General features: G+C 42.9%; 16 protein-coding genes. 12 read left to right on the forward strand and 4 right to left on the reverse strand.

Annotation, left to right across the window (positions count from 1 at the left end; all coding sequences use genetic code 11):
- Positions 1–329: 329 nt before the first annotated feature.
- The 4 genes from ACHUFN_RS15130 (at position 330) to ACHUFN_RS15145 (ending at position 3,580) form a co-directional block, all read left to right on the forward strand.
- On the forward strand, positions 330–1,613 hold the full coding sequence (locus ACHUFN_RS15130; protein ID WP_394223267.1) for a DUF1835 domain-containing protein: 1,284 nt from the start codon (positions 330–332) through the stop codon (positions 1,611–1,613).
- Positions 1,614–1,963: 350 nt separating this feature from the next.
- Positions 1,964–2,269 carry a hypothetical protein gene (locus tag ACHUFN_RS15135; protein WP_394223268.1) on the forward strand — a complete coding sequence of 102 codons (306 nt, stop codon included), beginning with the start codon at positions 1,964–1,966 and terminating at the stop codon, positions 2,267–2,269.
- Positions 2,257–2,577, forward strand: coding sequence for a HipA N-terminal domain-containing protein (locus ACHUFN_RS15140; protein ID WP_394223269.1), 321 nt, complete (start codon positions 2,257–2,259; stop codon positions 2,575–2,577). Before ACHUFN_RS15135 ends, ACHUFN_RS15140 begins: the two co-directional genes overlap by 13 nt.
- Positions 2,570–3,580 (forward strand): type II toxin-antitoxin system HipA family toxin, encoded by a 1,011-nt coding sequence (locus tag ACHUFN_RS15145; protein ID WP_394223270.1) that lies wholly within the window; start codon positions 2,570–2,572, stop codon positions 3,578–3,580. The genes ACHUFN_RS15140 and ACHUFN_RS15145 overlap by 8 nt, the downstream gene beginning before the upstream one ends.
- Before the next feature lie 1,896 nt (positions 3,581–5,476).
- On the opposite strand, the gene ACHUFN_RS15150 is transcribed toward ACHUFN_RS15145, so the two are convergent.
- From ACHUFN_RS15150 to ACHUFN_RS15165, 4 genes are all read right to left on the reverse strand, one after another.
- Entirely contained in the window at positions 5,477–5,686 is a 210-nt protein-coding gene (locus tag ACHUFN_RS15150) for a type II toxin-antitoxin system RelE/ParE family toxin (RefSeq protein ID WP_394223271.1), read from the reverse strand.
- Positions 5,683–5,967 carry a type II toxin-antitoxin system TacA family antitoxin gene (locus ACHUFN_RS15155; RefSeq protein ID WP_394223272.1) on the reverse strand — a complete coding sequence of 95 codons (285 nt, stop codon included), beginning with the start codon at positions 5,965–5,967 and terminating at the stop codon, positions 5,683–5,685. Before ACHUFN_RS15155 ends, ACHUFN_RS15150 begins: the two co-directional genes overlap by 4 nt.
- Positions 5,968–6,278: 311 nt before the next feature.
- The gene (locus tag ACHUFN_RS15160) at positions 6,279–7,187 is read right to left on the reverse strand and encodes an alpha/beta fold hydrolase (RefSeq protein ID WP_394223273.1); all 909 of its coding nucleotides are present in this window, start codon (positions 7,185–7,187) and stop codon (positions 6,279–6,281) included.
- A gap of 81 nt (positions 7,188–7,268) precedes the next feature.
- Complete coding sequence (locus ACHUFN_RS15165) at positions 7,269–7,958, reverse strand: Crp/Fnr family transcriptional regulator (RefSeq protein ID WP_394223274.1); 690 nt, start codon at positions 7,956–7,958, stop codon at positions 7,269–7,271.
- Positions 7,959–8,105: 147 nt separating this feature from the next.
- On the opposite strand from ACHUFN_RS15165, the gene ACHUFN_RS15170 reads away from it, so the two are divergent.
- The 8 genes from ACHUFN_RS15170 (at position 8,106) to folC (ending at position 21,136) form a co-directional block, all read left to right on the forward strand.
- Positions 8,106–8,861, forward strand: a complete 756-nt coding sequence (locus ACHUFN_RS15170; protein ID WP_394223275.1) for a class II aldolase/adducin family protein — start codon at positions 8,106–8,108, stop codon at positions 8,859–8,861.
- Between the two features lie 189 nt (positions 8,862–9,050).
- On the forward strand, positions 9,051–10,259 hold the full coding sequence (locus ACHUFN_RS15175) for a 4-phosphoerythronate dehydrogenase (protein WP_394223276.1): 1,209 nt from the start codon (positions 9,051–9,053) through the stop codon (positions 10,257–10,259).
- Between the two features lie 29 nt (positions 10,260–10,288).
- On the forward strand, positions 10,289–11,305 hold the full coding sequence (locus ACHUFN_RS15180) for an aspartate-semialdehyde dehydrogenase (protein WP_394223277.1): 1,017 nt from the start codon (positions 10,289–10,291) through the stop codon (positions 11,303–11,305).
- A gap of 427 nt (positions 11,306–11,732) precedes the next feature.
- A complete protein-coding gene (locus ACHUFN_RS15185) occupies positions 11,733–16,709 on the forward strand; it encodes a FimV/HubP family polar landmark protein (protein WP_394223278.1) in 4,977 nt (1,658 codons plus the stop codon).
- A gap of 179 nt (positions 16,710–16,888) precedes the next feature.
- Positions 16,889–17,677, forward strand: coding sequence for a tRNA pseudouridine(38-40) synthase TruA (gene truA, locus ACHUFN_RS15190; protein ID WP_394223279.1), 789 nt, complete (start codon positions 16,889–16,891; stop codon positions 17,675–17,677).
- Positions 17,678–17,863: 186 nt separating this feature from the next.
- Complete coding sequence (locus ACHUFN_RS15195; protein WP_394223280.1) at positions 17,864–18,664, forward strand: substrate-binding periplasmic protein; 801 nt, start codon at positions 17,864–17,866, stop codon at positions 18,662–18,664.
- 295 nt (positions 18,665–18,959) lie between these two features.
- On the forward strand, positions 18,960–19,805 hold the full coding sequence (accD, locus tag ACHUFN_RS15200; protein WP_394223281.1) for an acetyl-CoA carboxylase, carboxyltransferase subunit beta: 846 nt from the start codon (positions 18,960–18,962) through the stop codon (positions 19,803–19,805).
- Positions 19,805–21,136, forward strand: coding sequence for a bifunctional tetrahydrofolate synthase/dihydrofolate synthase (folC, locus tag ACHUFN_RS15205; protein ID WP_394223282.1), 1,332 nt, complete (start codon positions 19,805–19,807; stop codon positions 21,134–21,136). Before accD ends, folC begins: the two co-directional genes overlap by 1 nt.
- The last annotated feature ends 29 nt before the right edge of the window (positions 21,137–21,165 follow it).

Here is a 21,165-nt window from a genome sequence, read left to right on the forward strand (position 1 = left end):
AAAAAACGGGCGCATACTTAAATATGAAAAGTGTTGGGGTGCGCCTTTTTTTATAAAAAGTGGATGAGTTGCTAATTACATGCTTTCTGCGGTTATCAGAAATAATCGTTAACTTCGATAGAGACTTCTAAACTTGTAAGCTTGATTGCCTTTGCTTAATGAGGCTACACTACATTTAGGCTTTTTGGGTGAGCCACCATTTCGCGGAAAGAAACTCAGTTTCAACCTTCGTCATCACTTTAATTGCGATCATCTATTTGATCCTCTTTTTCCCTGCCTGCGGAAGTTGGGATTCAGCTTAGAAAACTAAGCTTATAAGGAGATCAAACATGCGTAAATCACTTCCAGCGAATTCGAGCCTTAACTATCTCAAAAAAGAAGCCAAAGCGCTCAAGAGAAACGTTGATAATAAAAACTTGTCTGTTAGTTATCGTATTTCTGAACATCTCTCTACTTATCAAATGGGTGACCCCTTAACCCTGAGTGATGCGCAATTTGTCATTGCCCAAGAATATGGTTTTTCTAGCTGGTCCAAATTGAAAGGGTCATTAAACAACCCTGACAACCAGAGACAATGTTCTTTGGATGTTACTGATACAAAGCTAGAATTTGAGCGAGTGAATATAACTTGCGGTGATATTGCTAGCGCAACATTAAAAAATTGCGGTGTGAAAGGGCAGCGGCTGCCTTGGAAAGACTTACTTTGTATTGGTCCTTTGCCAAATACTAATGATTACTATAATTTCCTCATCAAGCGTTCTGCATTTATTAAAGACTGGACGAAACTAGAAGGGCTACCTACACCAGAAAAAATGGCGCGAAATGAACATCAGTTATTACGAAATACTTTATCTGCGAACGCTATTGTGTTTTGGGTTTGGCCTCACCTGTCGAATCAGTTGTTATTACTTTTTCTTCTCGACTGGTATAAGAAAAATAACTACGAGGGAGAATTAACTTGGGTTGATGCTAGTGGTAACCCTGAACGAAATGACGAAGAATATGTTGGCTCACTTATTAACAGCGAAAAGCATTTTTCTGCAGAGCAGCTTATTTATGCGAACCGTATATGGGATGCACTTAGACAGAATACCCCAGAAACACTGCTCTCGATTTTAAAGGAAGACATTGGACATTTTCCTTATCTTAACGATGCGCTATGGAGATATGTTCATGAGTTACCCGACAGAAAAACAGGATTGTCACTTCAACAGTATAGAGTGCTTGAATCTATTCAGTCTAAAAACCAAAGCCCACGTTCAATTTATAAACATGTTCATAAGGGAGAGAGGTATTTCATCGCTGGCGATTGGTCACTTTGGCACGTTATTGCTGAAATGGTTAATGCGAAACACCCACTAATAGAAACTAGAGATAAAAAACCATTTTTATATCCTCCTGTAGATATATCAGAAGGGTTTGATAACCAGAGGTTATCATTAACAGAAAATGGTAGAAAAGTTCTCAAGGCAGAAATTTCTAATTTAGACTTAAATGGGTGTGACAGACACTGGGGGGCTTTAGACATTAGCGGGAATAGGTATTGGCAGTATGATAGCAAACGTCAAATTGCAGTATTGTCGCCTTACCAACCAGCGCGTATTTGTCCATAATAACCAAACGTTGGTTAACGCTCCGTTTTAATGCGCTTGATAGATACGGTCAACATTGTATGTGTTGTAATCGTTCTGCTGAGGGTGGGGTACGCATAGAGGTTGACCATATATCCTTGGGGAACTTATTGCAAACATTGGCTCATTCAGAGCTTAATGACACCGATAAGTGTTTAGCGGACCCGTGAAGTTTCTAGCCTACATAAATACATGAATAAAATGACACTGTAGAGTTAATAGTGGGTTTTTATTGGCTGTTTTTAACGCTGTAATGTTTTAACTGCTTTACAGTAACAGTCTGGTGTTATATGCTACCTATAGGGGTGTGCAAAATAACACTAGGGTGTGAAATGAGTGAGCAAACCAGAGCAAGTCGTGTATCAGAACGTTTAGTTCAAATATCAGATGAATTGCGTCAGCTAAGCAAAGCTTCCGAACCAGAAAGTCAGAAATATCTTTCTATTGAAGAGACATTTACTCGCGTAAATGCTCTTTATACAAATACCATAGATGTAGAACTCATAGCTATGCAGAGCGGCCTACATACCAACACAGTACGCAAACTTTTCAAAGATAGAGATGCATTTTTTAATGCTAAATTATCCACCATTGAGAGCTTTCTAGATACGTTGGGGATGTCGCTGTGGGCAAGCTAAAAGCAGATGTCTTTTTGTACGACAAGCGCGTAGGTGTGTTAGAAAAGCACGTACAAGGGTATACGTTTTGCTATCGGAGAGACTATTTTGGACCTGCCTTATCAATGTCACTTCCTTTGAGTGAATTTCCGTACAATTCTGAAACACTCTTTCCATTCTTTAAGTCTCTGTTACCCGAGGGATGGCTACTAAAGCAGTACGCACGCGCACAAAAAATAGATGAGCGAGATGAATTTGGCCTACTTGTTAACAATGGTGAAGATTTGCTCGGAGCGGTTGCTATTAAACCAATTATAAAAAATGAATAACTGTAGAATTACGCTTAAAACATTACCTAAGAGAACAAAGTACGAGGGTTTTTCTGATGTCGGAGTGCGCCATTTGTTTGGTACATTGAAAGTATCTCCAATGGTAAGTTTCGATAGGCAGGATTTGGAATCCTATCCAACGTCACACAATGGTAAAATGAGCATTTCTGGGTATCAGCCTAAAATGTCTGCGGCGGTCATTGACGAAGAACTGGTCTTGGTCAAAGAAAATGGTACGTTCATCATTAAGCCATCACCAGCGCAATTTCCAAACTTGGCAGAAAATGAACACGCTATCATGACGATAGCGAGCACCTGTAAGTTTCAAGTGCCCCCCTTTGGTCTTATTCAACTACAAAATGGAGAGTTGGCATTTATTATACAGCGCTATGATCGCGAAGGTGGTACTAAGCTGCACCAAGAGCAACTTGATAGCGCCATGGGAGTCAACGATAAGTTCGGCAAAGTAAACGGTTTTCAAACGATAAGTTACGCTAAAGCAGGTGGTTTCATAGCGCAAAACCTAAAGGCAGTGCAACATTATGCAGAATTCTATCGACGTGTAATATTCAGTTATGTCGTTGGCAATAATGACCACCATTTAAGAAATTTTTCGCTTTTGTATTCGAATAAAGGTGCAATACCGACGTTATCACCCGTTTACGATGTCGTTTCTGTACAACCTTATGGTGAGTACTTCCGTGGTTCTTATATGGCACTTCCACTTTTGACGACAGAAGTGCATGAGAGTGTATTGGATATTGAGACAGGATTTGACCGTAAATATGGTCAATACGATAGACTAGATTTCATTAAACTTGGTGAAGAGATTGGCCTTAAAAAGCAAGCAGCAGTCAAGTTACTTGATGACCTATTAAAGTCTATTGAAAAAGCAGTATCAACGGTATCAAACTCATTTGTGAATGAGAGTCACAAACAAGGTATAGAACAGTTAATTAGGCACCGTGTTATGATCCTAAGAGATGAAAATACCGCACTATAACAAGGTATTAACCTAATAGGGGAATTATAAAAACTTTGATTTTGCGAAGTTTTTTATACCTGTCGTATTTAGATTAATGGAGCAAGAATACTTCTGATTAAATGGTTTAAGTAGTTTTTTAAGGGCTATACGGGAGTCGCTGAGTTCATTCGAATACACAGTTGAAGCTCTATATTTCCACAAAGCGAAAATTGAAGTAAGCGCATTCTGCGCCAAAGCAATTAGTTGAATGACCTAAAGGAGCGTGAAGTGGACATAAGATATAACCCTTGCGCTTGTCCGCTTTAGACCAAATCTGCTGTTATGATACCTACTCGTGAGCGGCATCTTTTGGCACACAAGCGATAATCAGGTTTGATACTTCTATCACTAGTGGCAAGTTTCGTTATACTCAAGGCAGACTTAACTCAGACGAAAAAGTGGTCAAGGAGTGAGACTGATCAAAATCACTTTCAATTTACGAAACTTTATTTACTGTAATAATTTTGCTTTTAAAAACTCTTCCAGAAAATAGCAATACCAGTGCAATAAAAAACATAAGAAATGTGCTTAACTTTATACCTCTTTCTAACGTTCCATAACTCGGAAAAACAACTGGGTAAAAAACGCGAACTTCTTTCCCAGTCCAATATTGTTTGAGGTTATCCAAACCAAACGTTCTATTTTTAAACCTAATACTCGGACCGAGTGAAACTATATCTGAAACGTACTCAAGGTGATTAACACTGTAAGTGAACTCTATTATTGCTTCTTCAATGTAACTATTTCCAAGCCTTACTTTAACTCTATTAGCCGAAACAACTATCCCATTAGTTTCGTTCCAAAAGTAGGAAGTTATACTTACCAACATCCCATATGAAGATAATGGTAAAAGAAACAAATTAAGGAACAAGCACGCTGTATAGAGTTTTTTATACTTAACCATTACCTACTCAAAATGTGTTAAAAAGCTTTGGGCGAACAAAGCAAAATCGACCAAATCAAAATTTGCGCCACTTAGCGTGAGCTTCTAATACTGGTTTCTTTACCTAAGAATGTTATGTCAATATGCGCTTATTCCTCACAGTAGCCTATTGACATTCACTACCTAAATAACAGGCTTCAAAATAGGTGCACCATCTAGGCACGCGCTCAGCTCCCAGTGTTTTAGGCCTATTGATTTGCATGTTATATTTTTACTGGGATTTCCCAAGTTCTTTTAATACTTTGCATTGATTCAACGAACTCGAAACTAGCCTCCCAAAAATATTTGTTTTCTGAAAAGAACGCTTTGTTTGTCGGCTGCTTACCATGCGGGATAACAAAACTGAATGCTAAGATTGTTTTACCGCCTACATAATTTATTTTTGTTGTTGTACTTGATTCCCAAACTATATCTTCTCGGCTGTCGTCCCCCCTCATTTTGCGGTGCCATAGAGTAATTGATATTTTTTTAACTCTATTAAAGTCAGGCTTTTCAATTTCAATAGAGCCTTTAAATTCCTCGCCGATCGTGCAAACTGACGGAGTGAGCGTTAATGGAGTTCTGCCCAGTTTAGAAAATTTCCGCTTCTGATAAGCGCCAATCCCCTATAAAAGTATTGAGAACGAAAAAAAGCCGGCAAAAAATAAGTACAGATCAGGCGAGTTTGATGTAGTTGCTGTGTATAGAAGCGTCATTGCAGCAAAGAAACAAATTACGCCAAAAACTTGAATGGCAACCCCAGTTTTACTTTCTTTGCTGTATATAACTTTATTAAGTTTTTCCACCTGCATAACTCCGTTGTAGACGCCCGTTTACGTACAAATGTGCTGTTATACCTTTCAGGTTATTGGCCCTATCTAAAAGCTGCCTCTAGGAAACTTTTGCTTCTGATGTAAAACTCTTAGAATATGAATCACATCATCTGTTAAAAACTACGAAACAATCATTGATATTTCTGGAATAATTAAAAACCGTCCAGGTATTCCTTCTCTTTCAACGCCCATCATCGGCTGCTTTTCCAAGTTTTCAACTTTAGTTACGATAATTGTGTCAGTTTTTTCTGCTGCTAATGGATTAAATTCGTATAAGAACTCGAAGATAACTTCTCGGACGTCCAATAACTGTTTTTCCCAAACGATCATTTTTGGGTTCTATTCCGAATTTTTAGCTTTCTCGCTTCCATGTCTAAAGAAGCTTTATCATGGGCGACAAATTCACTCTTCCCATTATCTAATTTGCTGAACGCGGCGTTGACCTGTTTGGTAAGCCATTGGTCATGAGTCATTGCTTTGCGTTGCTGCTCAGCTAATTCTTCAGTCAGCTCTCGACAAGCGTCACTTAAAGTGCGGCCTTGGCTTTCAGCCATTGCCTGGGCCAAATGCTTTGTTTCTTCATCGACTCTAAATTGTATGCGAGTATCCACGGTAGACTCCTTATGCGGCGTACTCACAAATGTTAGCGCGTGTGTTGAGTGTTCGGCAATTAACACACGACTAGAGCGTCAACCTTATTTTTACGCTCTTTTTCTTTAGCCCCCGACTTCTTTATAGGTAGCTTAAAGCTCAGCGCTCCATTCACCAATAAAAAGCAGGGTACAATTACCGCCAGTCAGGGGTAGATTCATACCTTACGCTAGGATCGAAAGCGCCGGTCTAAGCTCATGCATGTTATACGCGTAGTTAAGACGTTTTCAAAAGATACTACATGGAAATTCGCAGGGTAACTTTCGAAAAGCTAAAGGCTTCCAACTAACGTTTGGATTGCTTCAATAACAATGTCAGGCTGCGTTTTGTGAATAGAATACTGACGTTCTCCTGAAAAAATTATTGTGCTATTGGTAGAGCGAGCGGCAATGTTTTCTTGCAACGTCGCCCATACTAAATCTCTAGTTTTCGTATTTTTGATTTCTGAAGACGCTTTATTTCGCGCAATAACCACCAAAGGCAAATCGCCATAGTTAGGCGTTAACTCGCTTAATTCACTAAGACTTTTTGGAAAGTACTCTGCTTCGTCTAAGCTGGTATATTGATGTTTGGTTGTACTTTTTTTGGCTTTTTCTTCTGGATTGGTGCTGGAAAGATATAACCTCGGTATTCCGAAAGGGGCAGCCCACATTCCAAGTTTGAATAGGTATTTTTGAAGAAAATTCGCTTTAGGCATTTTATTTATCTGATCTTCATGTGCAGAGTCTATCAATACCAAAGCCGCTACATCTTCGGGATAAGTGAGGGCAAAGCGTTGCATGTTTACCCCTCCAAATGAATGGCCTACAAGGATAATTGGTCCTGTTATGTCTTTTTCTTCTAGAACCGAGTGAAGCTCAGCAACAATAATTTTACTGTCTCTTTCCTTTGGGCTTTCGTCACTCCATCCAAGGCCAGCTCTATCATAGGTTATGACCCTAGAAAACTTTGAAACTTCCCCTGCAACTTTATTCCAGACTGACAAGTCATCACCCATACCAGAGTCAAAGACTACGGTTACTCTTTCGGTTCCACGGTCCTCGATATAAAGGCTATAACCACCGACGTCTATCATTTCTCCTGTCTTCTCAAAAGAGTCGGAATCGACATAACTTGAATATGACTGATAGACAAAACCAAATAATAGAAAAACGAGTAGGCTGGCAGATAAAATTTTCATTTCGAACTTTCCTTTTCTTAGCGTTTCCACGGCTATATTAATATTCCACAAACTCTTTAGTAATTCAGCTAACTATCTCAGTCAAATAAACTGATAACGACTAAACAAGGTATCGGGTTCGGGTATGGTGATTTTCCCATAGTGCAGTTTGACCAAGCCTTCCTTTTGCAGCTCGCCTAATAACTGATTAACGGTTTGTCTGCTGCTGTTTATCATTTGTGCCAAAGACTCTTGAGAGAGCGTTAGGGTTATCGCATTGTGTTTGGGTAAATGCTGACCGTAGCTGGTGGTAAGCATTAACAGCCGTTTTACCAGCTGATGTTTAAGGCTAAGCCCAGCGCTTGAGTCAATAAACTGAAAAGCGCTTCTTACGCGAGTGCATAAAAGCCGCGTAAAATGAGGATATAGCTCGGGGAATTGTTCAAGTAACGTTTTAAATAGGTTTTTTGGAATAATGGCAACGGTGCAGTTGGTTTCACAGAAATTATCGTGGGTTCGGGGGAGATCGTCAAACATAGATATTTCACCAAACCAAGTGCCGGGTCCGAGAAGGGCGAATAGCATTTCTCTGCCATCAACCCCCACGCTTACTACTCTCAAGCGCCCTTCGCAAACACCGTAAAAGCCAACGCCGTCTTCGCCTTTGGCATGTAACTGCTGCCCCGCTTTTAAATGCTTTAAGCGCATTTTATCAAACATGACCTCTTGTAAATAAGAGGGGAGTGCACCAAACCACGTTGAGCTCGCCAGCACAGGTTTAAATTTTTCCATTTAACATATTTCTTACACTGTCGTATATCCGACAGTGTATAGCAAATACTGCGCGTAATGTAGATGGTACTAAAAAGTAAGTATATAAAATATTGGTGCTGATAGGCCCTAGAGCGAAATCACCCTAATTGAACGAAGAGAAGAGCTATGACAGATTCAGTAAAATCGAAAGTAAGTAGTGAAGAGTGGGAAGCGCGTGTCGATCTTGCTGCGTGTTATCGTGCAGTGGCCATGTACGGTTGGGACGATTTAATTTTTACTCATATTTCAGCCCGTGTACCTGGGCCAGAGCATCACTTTCTGATAAACCCCTATGGGTTATTTTTTGATGAAGTTACTGCTTCGAACTTGGTTAAAGTTGACCTGCAAGGTAATAAAGTAATGGAGAGCGATTACGACATTAATCCTGCTGGCTTCACCATTCACAGTGCTGTGCATGAAGCACGTGACGATGCAAAATGTGTTTTGCATTTACACACAGCTGAAGGCGTAGCAGTTTCTATTTTAGAAGATGGGTTGCAACCTTATTCACAGCAGTCGTTGTTTCCTCTAGCCTCGCTTTCATATCACGCTTATGAAGGCGTGGCCTTAAATCCGGACGAGAAAGCACGTTTGGTGCGCGACTTAGGTGACACGCAGTTTATGATTTTGCGCAATCACGGGCTGTTAACTTGCGCGGATAACATTCCAGATGCGTTTTTATTCATGTTTATCATGCAACGCGCTTGTGAAATTCAGCTAAAAGCACAAGCAACAGGAAAGCCGCTTATCCCAATTCACTCGGCCATTTTAGAGGGTATTCGTGAGCAAGCAGACCAAGTTACGAGGCAAGCAGGCGGTTCACTAGCATGGCCAGGTATTAAGCGACGCGTTGAGCGCCGTTTTCCCGGCTTCGAGCAATAGCCTTCTTAATCAGCCACCTTGTTCGCTCAGTGTTTCGAAGGTGGCGACGTATAGAGGTTAACGTGCTTGTACGGCATTGAAACGTCCACCTTTCAACATTTTAGAAAATACGTTCTAAAGCTTTTCACTAGCAAGATAAATCATGGGCGCTGGGTTACTAAAAGCGTAACTTAAGGTACACTTAGCGCCATGAAAATACTTCTAGAAGATACCATTCCATTTGGCACAGATTACTTGAGCAGTGTGGGTGAAGTTAAAACTTACTCTTGGCAGTCTCTTGTGCCCGAAATGCTGCGCAATATTGACATTCTTGCATTGCGCTCAACAACAAAGGTCACGCCTGAATTGCTAGCGAAAGCCAATAGGCTTAAGTTCGTCACTACAGCAACCGCAGGTACTAACCACCTTGATAAAGTACATTTGGATAAAAAAGGGATTGCCCACAGCAGCGCCGCAGGTTGCAATGCCGTGGCCGTTGCTGAGTATGTGCTTAGTGTGTTGTTACATGCACATAAATCGCAAAAGCTCGATTTGTATAATGCTACCGTAGGTATAGTGGGGGCGGGAAACGTGGGAAGTGCGTTATCCCGTATTTTGACCGCGATTGGCGTCGAGTATCATTTGTATGACCCACCTCTAGAACAAATGCTAACTAAGGCCGGTAAACAGCGTCACAACGAACAGTCATTTGTAGATTTAGCGCAAATTGCAAAGTGCGACGTTATTTCGCTTCATGTTCCCTTTGTTAAAGGGGGCGATTATCCGACCTATCAAATGATAGATAGCACTTTCCTTGATGCACTTTCGTCAAGCCAACTGTTAGTTAACGCTTGCAGAGGAGAGGTGATTGATGAAAAGGCGCTTTTCAACTTACTTGAGCGTAAGCATGCACCTACGGTAGTGCTAGATGTATTTGATAATGAGCCATTCATAGACACTACAATGTTTGACTATGCTTGGTTTGTAACTCCACATATTGCAGGCCATTCTATAGAAGGTAAAGTGCGCGGTACGCAGATGATTTACGAGCAAATCTGTGACGTTGTAAACGTTAAGGCTGACAAAGTCCTCAGTGACTTTTTAGATAAAACCAAGCCAATAAAGGTTGACTTGAGCGCACCTGAAGCACCGCGATTGTCTGTCGATGATCTCATTGAAGTTTTTCACACCGTTTATGATGTGTCTATTGACGATGATATAACGCGTAATGCATTTGTAAAGGCGGCAACAGGTGACGAGCAGCCAGCTAAAAAAGTAGCAGATACTTTCTCTTCATTGCGCAAGCAATATCGCGTCCGTCGCGAGTGCAGTGCCTATGCGCTACAATTGCCAAAAAACACAAGTAAACAAATTCAAGACACATTCAACAAGCTGGGCTTTCACGTTAGTCTGGTTTAGTAATTAACAAATTAGGAGCATAAAGCATTATGTCGCAAGTGTTTGACGTAGCGGTTCTTGGCGCCACAGGTTTAGTGGGCCAAACCATGATTGAACTATTAGAAGAGCGAGATTTTCCGGTAAACCGTTTGTACCCTCTTGCCAGTAAACGTTCAGCAGGTAGTACCGTATCGTTTAAAGGCGAAGACATTGAAGTATTGGATGCTGATGATTTCGACTGGTCATTAGTGCAGTTTGGCTTTTTCTCAGCAGGTGGCAGTATTTCAGCAAAATTCGCTCCATTAGCTGCAGAAGAGGGCTGTATTGTTATCGACAATACTTCAGAGTTTCGTTACGAGCCAGATATCCCACTTGTTGTGCCAGAAGTAAACCCTCACGCATTAGCTGAGTTTCGCAATAGAAACATTATCGCAAACCCTAACTGCTCAACTATTCAAATGCTGGTTGCGCTCAAGCCAATACAAGATGCCGTAGGCATTGATCGTATCAACGTATGTACTTATCAATCGGTCTCTGGCGCAGGTAAAGAAGCCATGGAAGAATTGGCCAAGCAAACCGCAGGCTTATTAAATGCGCGCGAAGTAAAGTCTGAGTCGTTTAGTCGTCAAATAGCGTTTAACGTTATTCCTCAAATCGACGTTTTCCAAGACAACGACTACACCAAAGAAGAAATGAAGATGCTGTGGGAAACGCAGAAAATCATGGGTGATCAGAGTATTTTGGTTAATGCTACCGCCGTGCGTGTGCCAGTATTTTACGGGCACGCAGAAGCCATCCATCTAGAAACTCGCTCACCGATTGATGCTCAGCATGTGAAAGAGCTTTTGGCTGATGCACCCGGTATAACGGTATACGACGGTAATGAGCAGTTTCCAACGCAAGTTAGCAGCGCCAGCGGTAATGACATTGTTCATGTAGGCCGCATTAGAAACGACATCACACACCCTTGCGGTTTAAACCTTTGGGTAGTGTCGGATAATATTCGCAAGGGCGCGGCAACCAACAGTATTCAAATTGCTGAAACGCTTATTCGCGATTATCTGTAACCAATAAATAGCGAGCATCGCCTCTATGTAAATGGGTGAGCGCAGGAAAAGATAAATTTTTTTCTGCGCTTGCCGATACGTAATTTAAGGGAAGTGATTTGCTAAAATATAAGTGATAGAACAAGACAATACTTCTGTCTAACTAGATCACCCTTGATAACTGGTTTATAGTTTGTAACGTTAAGAAAAAAACAACGTTAAAAACAATAGTCAGTCAGACACTTAGGTGAAGAGTAAGAATTCTCAAAAGCGCGAATATATCTTACTGCCAAGTTAATAAAGACTGTAAAACGCCAACTTGACGGAATGGTTTCAAGGTGGCTTAAGAATAAAAATAAAAGCCAATGTTTTCTTCAGTACAGATTGGCTCGAAAATCCGCCCAAACGTCACGGGTGGTAAAGACGCTTAAGGGCATATAGGACTGCTATGAAATTGCATTTGACGGGCTTACTTTTACTCACACTCTGTTTGTCTGGCCCTATTATCACTGTAGATGCACAAGAACGCGCTACCTTCTTAAAAGGTCCAAAAGACGCTACCAACCAGTTTTCAGGGTTGGAGTATGGCCCAATTGACGCCAGCGACACCCTCTGGCGTATAGCTGAACGCTACCGCCAAAACAACAACCTGAGCGTTTATCAGGTTATGACTGCTATCTACGAGCTTAATCCTAATGCCTTTGAGAATGGCAACCTAAACTTGCTAGTTGATGGTGCAATATTAAAGCTGCCGTCGGAACGCTACATTGCACGAATTGATAAGCAGAAAGCGCAAATGCGCGCCGAGCAAGATGACAGAGCATTTGCACAAATGCTTAACGAGCCAGGCAGTAGCGTAAGAAATATAAAGCCCGCGTCCCCCTTAGTTAATCAACAAGATTTAACGCAAACTCAAACTGACATTGAACAAAAGATAACGCGTCTAGATCAAGAGCAAACCCGCCAGTTTGATGAGCTGCGGATGCAGTTTGCGGCCTCGTTAGAAAACGTGGAAGCAATTCTTAACGAAAATAGACGCTTATATGAACGTGTTGAAGCGGTCAACGGTGAGATTGAAACCTTGCGCGGTCAAGTTGAAGGTGACGTTAAAAGTCAACTAGACATGCAAGTTGCGCTTCAGCAAGAATTGCTCGAAATGATTAAGGCCGAACAAGCGCAGCGCGAAGCAGAAAAACAGTCGTCAATCCTCTCTACGCTTACAAGCCCGTTAGCGTTAATCATCAGCACAGCGTTTGTATCGCTTCTGCTTGTTGGTGGTCTAATCATGTGGCTGTTAAAACGCAACAGCAAACCAGAAGAAGTGCCTGCGCCTAGCCCTACTATCACCGCTGACAATGACGAAGTGCCGGTGCCTGATGCTGATATCGGCGACCTTTCAAGTGCATTAGCGCCAGACCTCGATGATAAAGCCGAGCTGTCTGATGATGATTTATTTAATGATGATGACTTGCTTGATGATGTGCTTACCTCTGACTTGGAAGAAAGTTTAGACGATGAGCTTGAAACCTTTGCCGACCTTGAAGACGACATGCTGGTGCCAGACGAGGGCAGTGACGACTTGTTTGAAGCTGGGGATGAAGAGCTTGATCAAAATGAGTTAGACAGCCTGTTTGATGACGATGATTTGTCAGACAAAGTGCTTAGTGAAAATGACGCTGACGACCTAGAGGGGTTCGACCTTTCAGGTGATGAAGACATCTTTGAACAAGAGAGCGATCAAAGCGACGAAGCGGAACCTGCCTCAGCTGATGACGAATCAGCTAGCGCAGATGATGATGACTTTGATATTGATGATCTACTCGACAATGTGCAAAGCCAAGACGCAACTGAAGACGATGACACAAGCGACGTTGACCCAGATGACATTCTAAATGAGGTTAACGGTACATCTGAGTCTGAAGATGTGGCCGAAGATGACATTGATGCGTTGCTTGAAAGCTCTGTTGATGAACTCTCTGACACAGATGGCAATGAGGAAGCTGAAGACGTTGCTACACTTCCTAGTGTTGAAGATGAAGATGACAAGCCCGAAATCAGTATTGATGACCTATTAGAAGAGCACGGTGTTGATGCAGGCCTGACAGACGAGCTAGATAGCAATGATGACCTCATTAACGAGGATATGCTGAGCAAGCTAGATGATGAGATAAATCAGCAAAACAAAGAAATAGATAAAATTGCCGACGATTTGCTTAACGAAATAGAGCAGATTGAAATGATGGGCGGTTTGGGTGATGAAGACGACACCGAAGAAGAAGGAACGCTTGACGAAGAGATCATCACGTCTTCTCCATCTCCACAATCTATTCAAAGCCTTGATGCTATTACCGATGATTTAGACGAGGTTGTCACAGACGAAATCGAGACCAGCGCAGACTTTAGTGACCCGCTTTCGGATGATCTGATTGCAGAGCTACAGGCGGAAGATGAACTTGATGAAGAGCCTTCAGCGGATAGAGAGCCTTCAGCGGGTGAAGAGCCTTCAGCGGATAAAGACCCTTCAGCGAGTGAAGATACATTAGCTGATGAAAACTCACCGACAGATTTACCATCGCAAGATAATGAAGGCGACTTTGAAGACCCATTTACCGACGAATTACTTGCTGAGCTGGAGGCCGAGCTAGAGGATGAGCCGGAAGTTAGCCCAGACCCTATCGATGAGGATGCAGAGTTTAGTGAGTCAGAAAGTGAAGAAGGTGACTTTAGTGATCCACTAACTGACGAGTTGCTTGCTGAGTTAGAAGCAGAAGAGTCGAATAATAGTGATGATGTTGACCAACTAACAGATGAATTATTGTCAGAGCTTGAGTCGGATATAGACTCCGAGCTAGAAACTGAAGAAGACGCTGAGCTTGAAATCGATGAAGCACCAGAGCAAGAAGCTAGCGAAGAGCCCGCACAAAACACTGGCGACGAGCCAGAATTTGGCACTGAAATTGAAACAGCAGAGCCTGAGTCTAATGATGAGCTAAAAATTGACGAGCCTGAACTTGAAGCAGAACTGGCATCTGAACCAGAACCGGAATCTGAATTAGAATTCGAGACCGATGAAGAGCAAGCGGTCACCGCTGAACCAGAGGTAGACACTGAGGCCGAGACAGATACTGATGTAGACGCTGAACTTGAAACTGATGAAATGCCAGAGCAGGCAGACACCGCTGAATCGGCGCTTGATGGCGAAGAAGAGGCTGATGTTGATTCTGAAGACGAAGCAGAGCCTAAAGCAGAACAGTCTTCAGAACTCGAGACAGAAACTGATGAAGACGCAGAGCTTGAAACCGATGAAGCACCAGAGCAAGAAGCTAGCGAAGAGCCCGCGCTAAACACTGGCGACGAACCAGAATTTGGCACTGAAATTGAGTCAGAGCTGGAGTCTAATGATGAGCCAGAAATTGACGAGCCTGAACTTGCAGCAGAACTGGCATCTGAACCAGAACCAGAATCTGAATTAGAGTTCGAGGCCGATGAAGAGCAAGCGGCTACCGCTGAACCAGAGGTAGACACTGAGGCCGAGACTGAAACTGATGTAGACGCTGAACTTGAAACTGATGAAACGCCAGAGCAGGCAGACACCGCTGAATCAGCGCTTGATGGCGAAGAAGAGGCTGATGTCGATTCTAAAGACGAATTAGAACCTGTAGCAGAACAGTCTTCAGAACCCGAGACAGAAACTGATGTAGACGCTGAACTTGAAATTGATGAAACGCCAGAGCAGGCAGACACCGCTGAATCAGCGCTTGAAAGCGAAGAAGCGGAGGTTGATTCTGAAGACGAACCAGAGCCTAAAGCAGAACAGTCTTCAGAACCCGAGACAGAATCTAATGGAGATACTGAGCTTGAAACCGATGAAGCACCAGAGGAAGACGCTAGCGAAGAGCCAGCATTAAACACTGGCGACGAACCAGAATTTGGCACTGAAATTGAGTCAGAGCCTGAGTCTAATGATGAGCTAGAAATTGACGAGCCTGAACTTGAAGCAGAGCTGGCATCTGAACCAGAACCAGAGTCTGAATTAGAATTCGAGGCCGATGAAGCGCAGCCAAGCAGCGATGAACCAGCGCTTAATAGCGAAGAAGAGTTAGAAGTCGATTCTGAAAACGAACCCGAATTTGAAGCAGAGCCTGCGTTTGATAGCGCAGATGAACTAAACGCTGACTCAGTTTCAGATGACCCGTTAGATGACGCAATTGAAGCGTTTGAAAAACAAATGATGGACGACATTCCATCATTTAGTCAGATGGATGCTGATGAAGAGCCTACAACAGAGCATACCGAAGAAGCGCAAGACAATGTTGAAAGTGCAGATGCATTGTCTACCGACGAGGCACCTGATGATGAACAAGAAACGTCAGCAGATGATGAATACGACGATAGTCTTTTAAACGCTGCCTTCGACGAAATTGAAAGCTTTGAACTGGAACAAGAAGTTGATGGTGTTGTTGACGAAAACCAAACACCACAACAAAGCGATGAAAAAGAGGACGACAGTCAGTTAGAAGAAAATAATAAGACTGACAGTAAAGACAAAGACTTTGACGAACTGGATGACGTGCCTGGTCTTGATGATTGGCTGTCTGCTTCAGAAGATAGTGCTGTTGATGATAATGAAATTTTAGATGATTTAGACAGTGCTGAGTTTGATGAGTTGCTGCAAAGCCTTGAGTCTGACGAGGTTGTTGATACCAGTGAGTTTGAAAAAGACAACGAGGATGCGTCTTCTGAGTTACAGCAAGAGGGTGATACAGAAGCTGACGACACTTTCGAGCTAGAACTTGATGACGATGAAGAGGCGACATTTGAGCTTGAAGACAGTGAAGAAGATGATGAAACCTTTGAGCTAGAGCAAGACGACGAAATTGAAGACACCTTTGAGCTTGAAGAAGATGAGAAGTCACAAGAGTTAGACGAGCTCGATATTCCAGATGACTTAGAACTTGATATTGCTAACCCCAATGATATCGGCGCTGACGAACAAGCATCAGAGGATGTTAAAGCCAATGAATCAAATAAAGATCAAGAAGAGTTTAAACTCGACAATCCAGATTTAGATCTAGCTGCGTTATTAAGCGACGTTGATGGAGACAGTGACTCTCAGACTCCTCCCGAGGACTTTCTTGATGTGGAAGCTCTGATGGATGATGGTGACGATACAGATACCGTTGACCCTGACAGCCAAGCGCTCGACCTCGACGTGAGTTTATCTGATTTCACTGGCGTTTCCGATGAAGACACTGTCATTGATATTGATAAAGATGCGGGGCAAAACGCTAATTTAGATTTAGCTCGCGCCTACATTGAAATGGATGACGTGGATGCAGCAAAGGAGCTACTTGATGAGGTCATGAAAGAAGGTAGCGAAGAGCAGAAGCAAGAAGCTGAATCGATACTTGCGAACATCGTATAGCTATTAATTCGCGCATGCGAGAATGGAATTACGGCTTGAATACTGTTATGTGTTCAGGCCGTTTTTATTTATAACATCAATTGTTCGCCGCTAGAGGAGCTTTGCTCACTAGCACCGTTGCATGTTGCCTGCGAGATGACTACACTTAGCGCCTTTTTAAGTTACAGGGTAAAACAGATATGGGGCGAATTGCCTTAGGAATTGAGTACGACGGTGCTGCTGTTTTCGGTTGGCAACGCCAGCGCGAAGTACCAAGTGTTCAAGAGCATCTTGAAAAGGCGCTATCGACAGTAGCCAATGAACCCATAGAAGTGCAGTGCGCCGGGCGCACCGACGCAGGCGTGCACGCTACCGGACAAGTTGTTCACTTCAATTGTGATGCGCCGCGCTCAGTGCGTGCATGGACACTGGGCGTAAATGCGAATCTGCCAAACTCTGTTGCTGTTACTTGGGCAAAAAACGTAAGTGACGATTTTCACGCTCGCTTTTCTGCCACCCACCGCCGCTACCGCTATGTTATTCACAACGCAAAAATGCGTCCGGCTATTTTGCATTCTGGTGTCACTCATATACATCGCGAGCTAGACGAAAACAAAATGCATCAAGCTGCTCAAGCCCTTTTGGGAGAGCAAGACTTTACATCTTTTCGTGCTGCACTTTGCCAAAGCAATACTCCATTTCGAAACGTGACAGACGTAAGCGTTTCTCGCCAAGGGCGCTATGTGATAATTGATATTCGCGCAAACGCATTTTTACATCACATGGTTCGTAATATAACGGGGGCGCTTGTCGAAATCGGGGCAGGGGAGCAAGACGTTAATTGGATTGCGCACCTATTAAGCTTGAAAGACAGAAGTAAATCTGCGGCAACGGCCAAACCGAATGGCTTATATTTGGTTGATGTTACTTATCCAAACGAGCACGACTTGCCTAAAGGGCCGCTAGGACCAGTTTTCCTTCCAGACTAGTTAGGCTAGGCGCTTGTAGTAACTCAAAAGGAACTTTGCAATGCTCAGATATCGAAAATCTGACTATCTGTAGCATTCAACGTTTTTTAAAGAGTAAAATATTGTATGTGGCGTGGAACGAAATTAAATTAGCATATTAATCACGAATTATTTCTTGCTGTGAATAGAAATACAAAGGAATTGGGCATGTCCCTTTTAAAGTGCTTATTAAAAATGCTTGGCCCCGCAGCGTGCTTTACCTCACTTTTTTGTTTTGCTTACGCCCAAGGGAAAGTTTCCAGCATAAGGTTCGCGGTCAATACACCAGGCTCGCCACCTTATTTATATTTCGATACCGATTCACAGGCCTATCAAGGTGTTGTAGTCGACTTTTTTGCCTCACAAAAGTTATCAAGCCAGTTTTCTGTTAAATACTTAGACTCTAATCGTGCTAGAAGCGAGAGCCTTCTTGAATCGAGAGCCGTTGATGTATTTTTATCGTCTGAACGCTGGATAGATACGCCCAATGACTTTCTCATTAGCGATGTTCTTATGCAGCACAATAGCTACATGTACGCGACATCAAACTTTAATAGTCCGTTTATCCCCGCAGAAAATTTCGCCACTAGTATTTGTACTCGTTACGGATTTACTTATCCTGTTTTGCAACGCTTTTTTGATGACGACAAGCGTTATATTACGAGAGTGAATTCAAGCAGCCAATTTACAATGGCGATGATGTTGTCAAAAGGGCGCTGCGACTTCGCGATAATGAATGAATATAACGCGCGTTCAGTGATGTTTGACGAAAAATTTTGTTCTACAACGTTTTATCAATCACCGAATGTTATAAGTGGCGTAAATTTAGTGTTTATAATTCGCTCGGGCTTAGATTCTTTAAAGCATGAGATTGATACCGCACTTAAACATTTTGTTGAAAGCGGCGAAAGGCAACGGTCTATTGAGCGCCACTCGGGCGTAAACCAATTCCCCAAAGTGGAGTGCTAAACCTCGCTATTAGCTTCGAACCTGCGAAGGTTTTTCAACATTCTTGTGAGTTGCTTAGGGAGCGGCAACGGCGAGGCTATTGATAGCAGTCAACTTCTAAGACCAGTTTTGTTTTTTCCATTTCGTTGTATTGTGGTCTAATAGCGCGCTATATTAGGTAGCTGTTCTATTGTGTTACGCATTTTTTCTTTGTAATACAGTATGAAACTTAAAAATTTAATGAGTTGTCGGCCACAAGAATGAACAATCATCAATCGTCATGGCCGGCAATCAAAAAACATAGGATTCAATTTCCATGAGCTGGATTCAAAAAATTCTTCCGCGCACACAAACATCAACCAAAGGCAATGTACCAGAAGGTATTTGGACAAAATGTGGTTCATGCCAAGCTGTGTTATATAAAAGCGAACTGGAAAAACTTCAGGAAGTATGTCCTAAATGTGACCACCACATGCGTATTACGGCCCGTCGACGCGTAGACGCGTTCCTAGACGAAGGCGATCGCGTTGAATTAGGCGCAGAGCACGAGCCACAAGACGTACTTAAATTTAAAGACTCTAAGCGTTACAAAGACCGCATTGTTGCTGCACAAAAAGCAACAAACGAGAAAGACGCATTAGTGGTTATGCAGGGCAAGCTAAAAGGCATGCCTGTTGTTGTAGCTTGTTTTGAGTTTGCATTCATGGGCGGTTCAATGGCTTCAGTGGTGGGCGCACGTTTCGTTGCAGCTGTTAACGCGTGTTTAGAAAACGACATGCCACTTATTTGCTTTAGTGCAAGTGGTGGTGCGCGTATGCAAGAAGCACTGATGTCATTAATGCAAATGGCTAAAACCTCAGCAGCGCTTGCCAAAATGAGCAAAAAAGGCCTACCTTATATTAGCGTACTTACTGACCCTACAATGGGTGGTGTTTCTGCTAGCTTGGCTATGCTTGGCGACGTTAACGTGGCAGAGCCAAAAGCACTAATCGGTTTCGCGGGTCCTCGTGTTATTGAACAAACAGTTAGAGAAAAGCTACCGGAAGGTTTCCAGCGCAGTGAGTTCCTTGTTGAGAAAGGTGCAATTGATATGATTGTTGACCGCAGAGATATGCGTGATAGATTACACAGCCTGTTGGTTAAGTTGCATTATAAGAATTAGTGAATAACGAAAACAATCTAAATACTGGCTCAGCGCCACACGCAGAAAACGCCTCAGCGTCTTCAGCTTCGCAAAAAAGCCTGAGCCAGTGGTTATCCTACCTAGAATCTATTCATCCTAGCGCCATTGACATGGGGCTAGACAGAGTGAAAGCGGTGGCTACTGCCATGGCGTTATCGCTCAGCCAGTCTTTGGTTATTACTGTTGCAGGCACAAACGGTAAAGGCACAACGTGTCGCTTACTCGAACAAGCCATGCTGTCGCAAGGTAAAAGTGTTGCGGTATACAGCTCTCCGCACTTAACAGACTACCGTGAACGCGTGCGTTACAACGGCGAATTGCCGCCAGCAAGTGAATTCGTTGACGCTTTTGAGTTTGTTGAAAAAGCGCGAAAAGACACAGACGGCGATCCAATCACGTTAACCTACTTTGAATTTGGCACCTTGGCCGCAATGAAAATGATGCAGTCGTGGGCTGTTGATGTAGTTATTCTTGAAGTCGGGCTGGGTGGTCGACTAGATGCTACCAATATTATCGACCCAGACCTTGCCGTTATTACCACTATCGATCTTGATCACCAAGATTGGCTGGGCAATACCCGCGAAAAAATTGCTCGAGAGAAAGCGGGCATAATGCGCCAAAATGGCAATGCAGTGGTGGGTGAATTGTTCCCACCATCATCGCTTTACGATGTGGCTAATGAGTTACAGGCAAACGTTCGCTGGGCTACACAAGATTTTGTAACGGTAGTGGCAAGTGATTACAGCGAATGGAGCTGGAAAGGGAAAGACAACAGCTTTAAATCGCTGCCTTATCCTAATATTCCTCTGCAAAATGCCAGCACAGCATTGGCTGCTCTTGAGGTGCTTGATTTACTGCCGCAAGAACAGGTACTTAAAGATATTATTGAAAACACCACCATGCCAGGCCGTCAACAAACCATTAGCGAATCACCACTTGTGGTTGTTGATGTAGCTCATAATCCGCAAGCTACTTCAGCCATGAAAAGCTGGCTAAACCGCTTTGACGTGAGCAAAATGCGTATTGTGGTTGGTATGCTGAAAGACAAATCTATCGCCGAAACTTTGGCTCCACTGGCTGAGCTTGATGCAAAATGGTACGCAGCCTCAACGAACGGCCCGCGAGGTTGTAAAGCAGAAGTACTTGAAAATGCACTTGTTAATGCTGGCACAACCATAGAGAATATAGACTCGTTTCATAGCGTAACCTCAGCATATCAGCGCGCGCTTGCAGATTATCAAACTGGTGAACTTATTCTCGTTTTTGGTTCTTTTGTTACCGTAGCAGACGTGCTTGCTGGGCAAAACTAACACGCGCATTGTAAAAGTAAAACGTGTAT

This window comes from Alteromonas gracilis, assembly GCF_043642145.1.
GTDB lineage: Bacteria > Pseudomonadota > Gammaproteobacteria > Enterobacterales > Alteromonadaceae > Alteromonas > Alteromonas gracilis_B.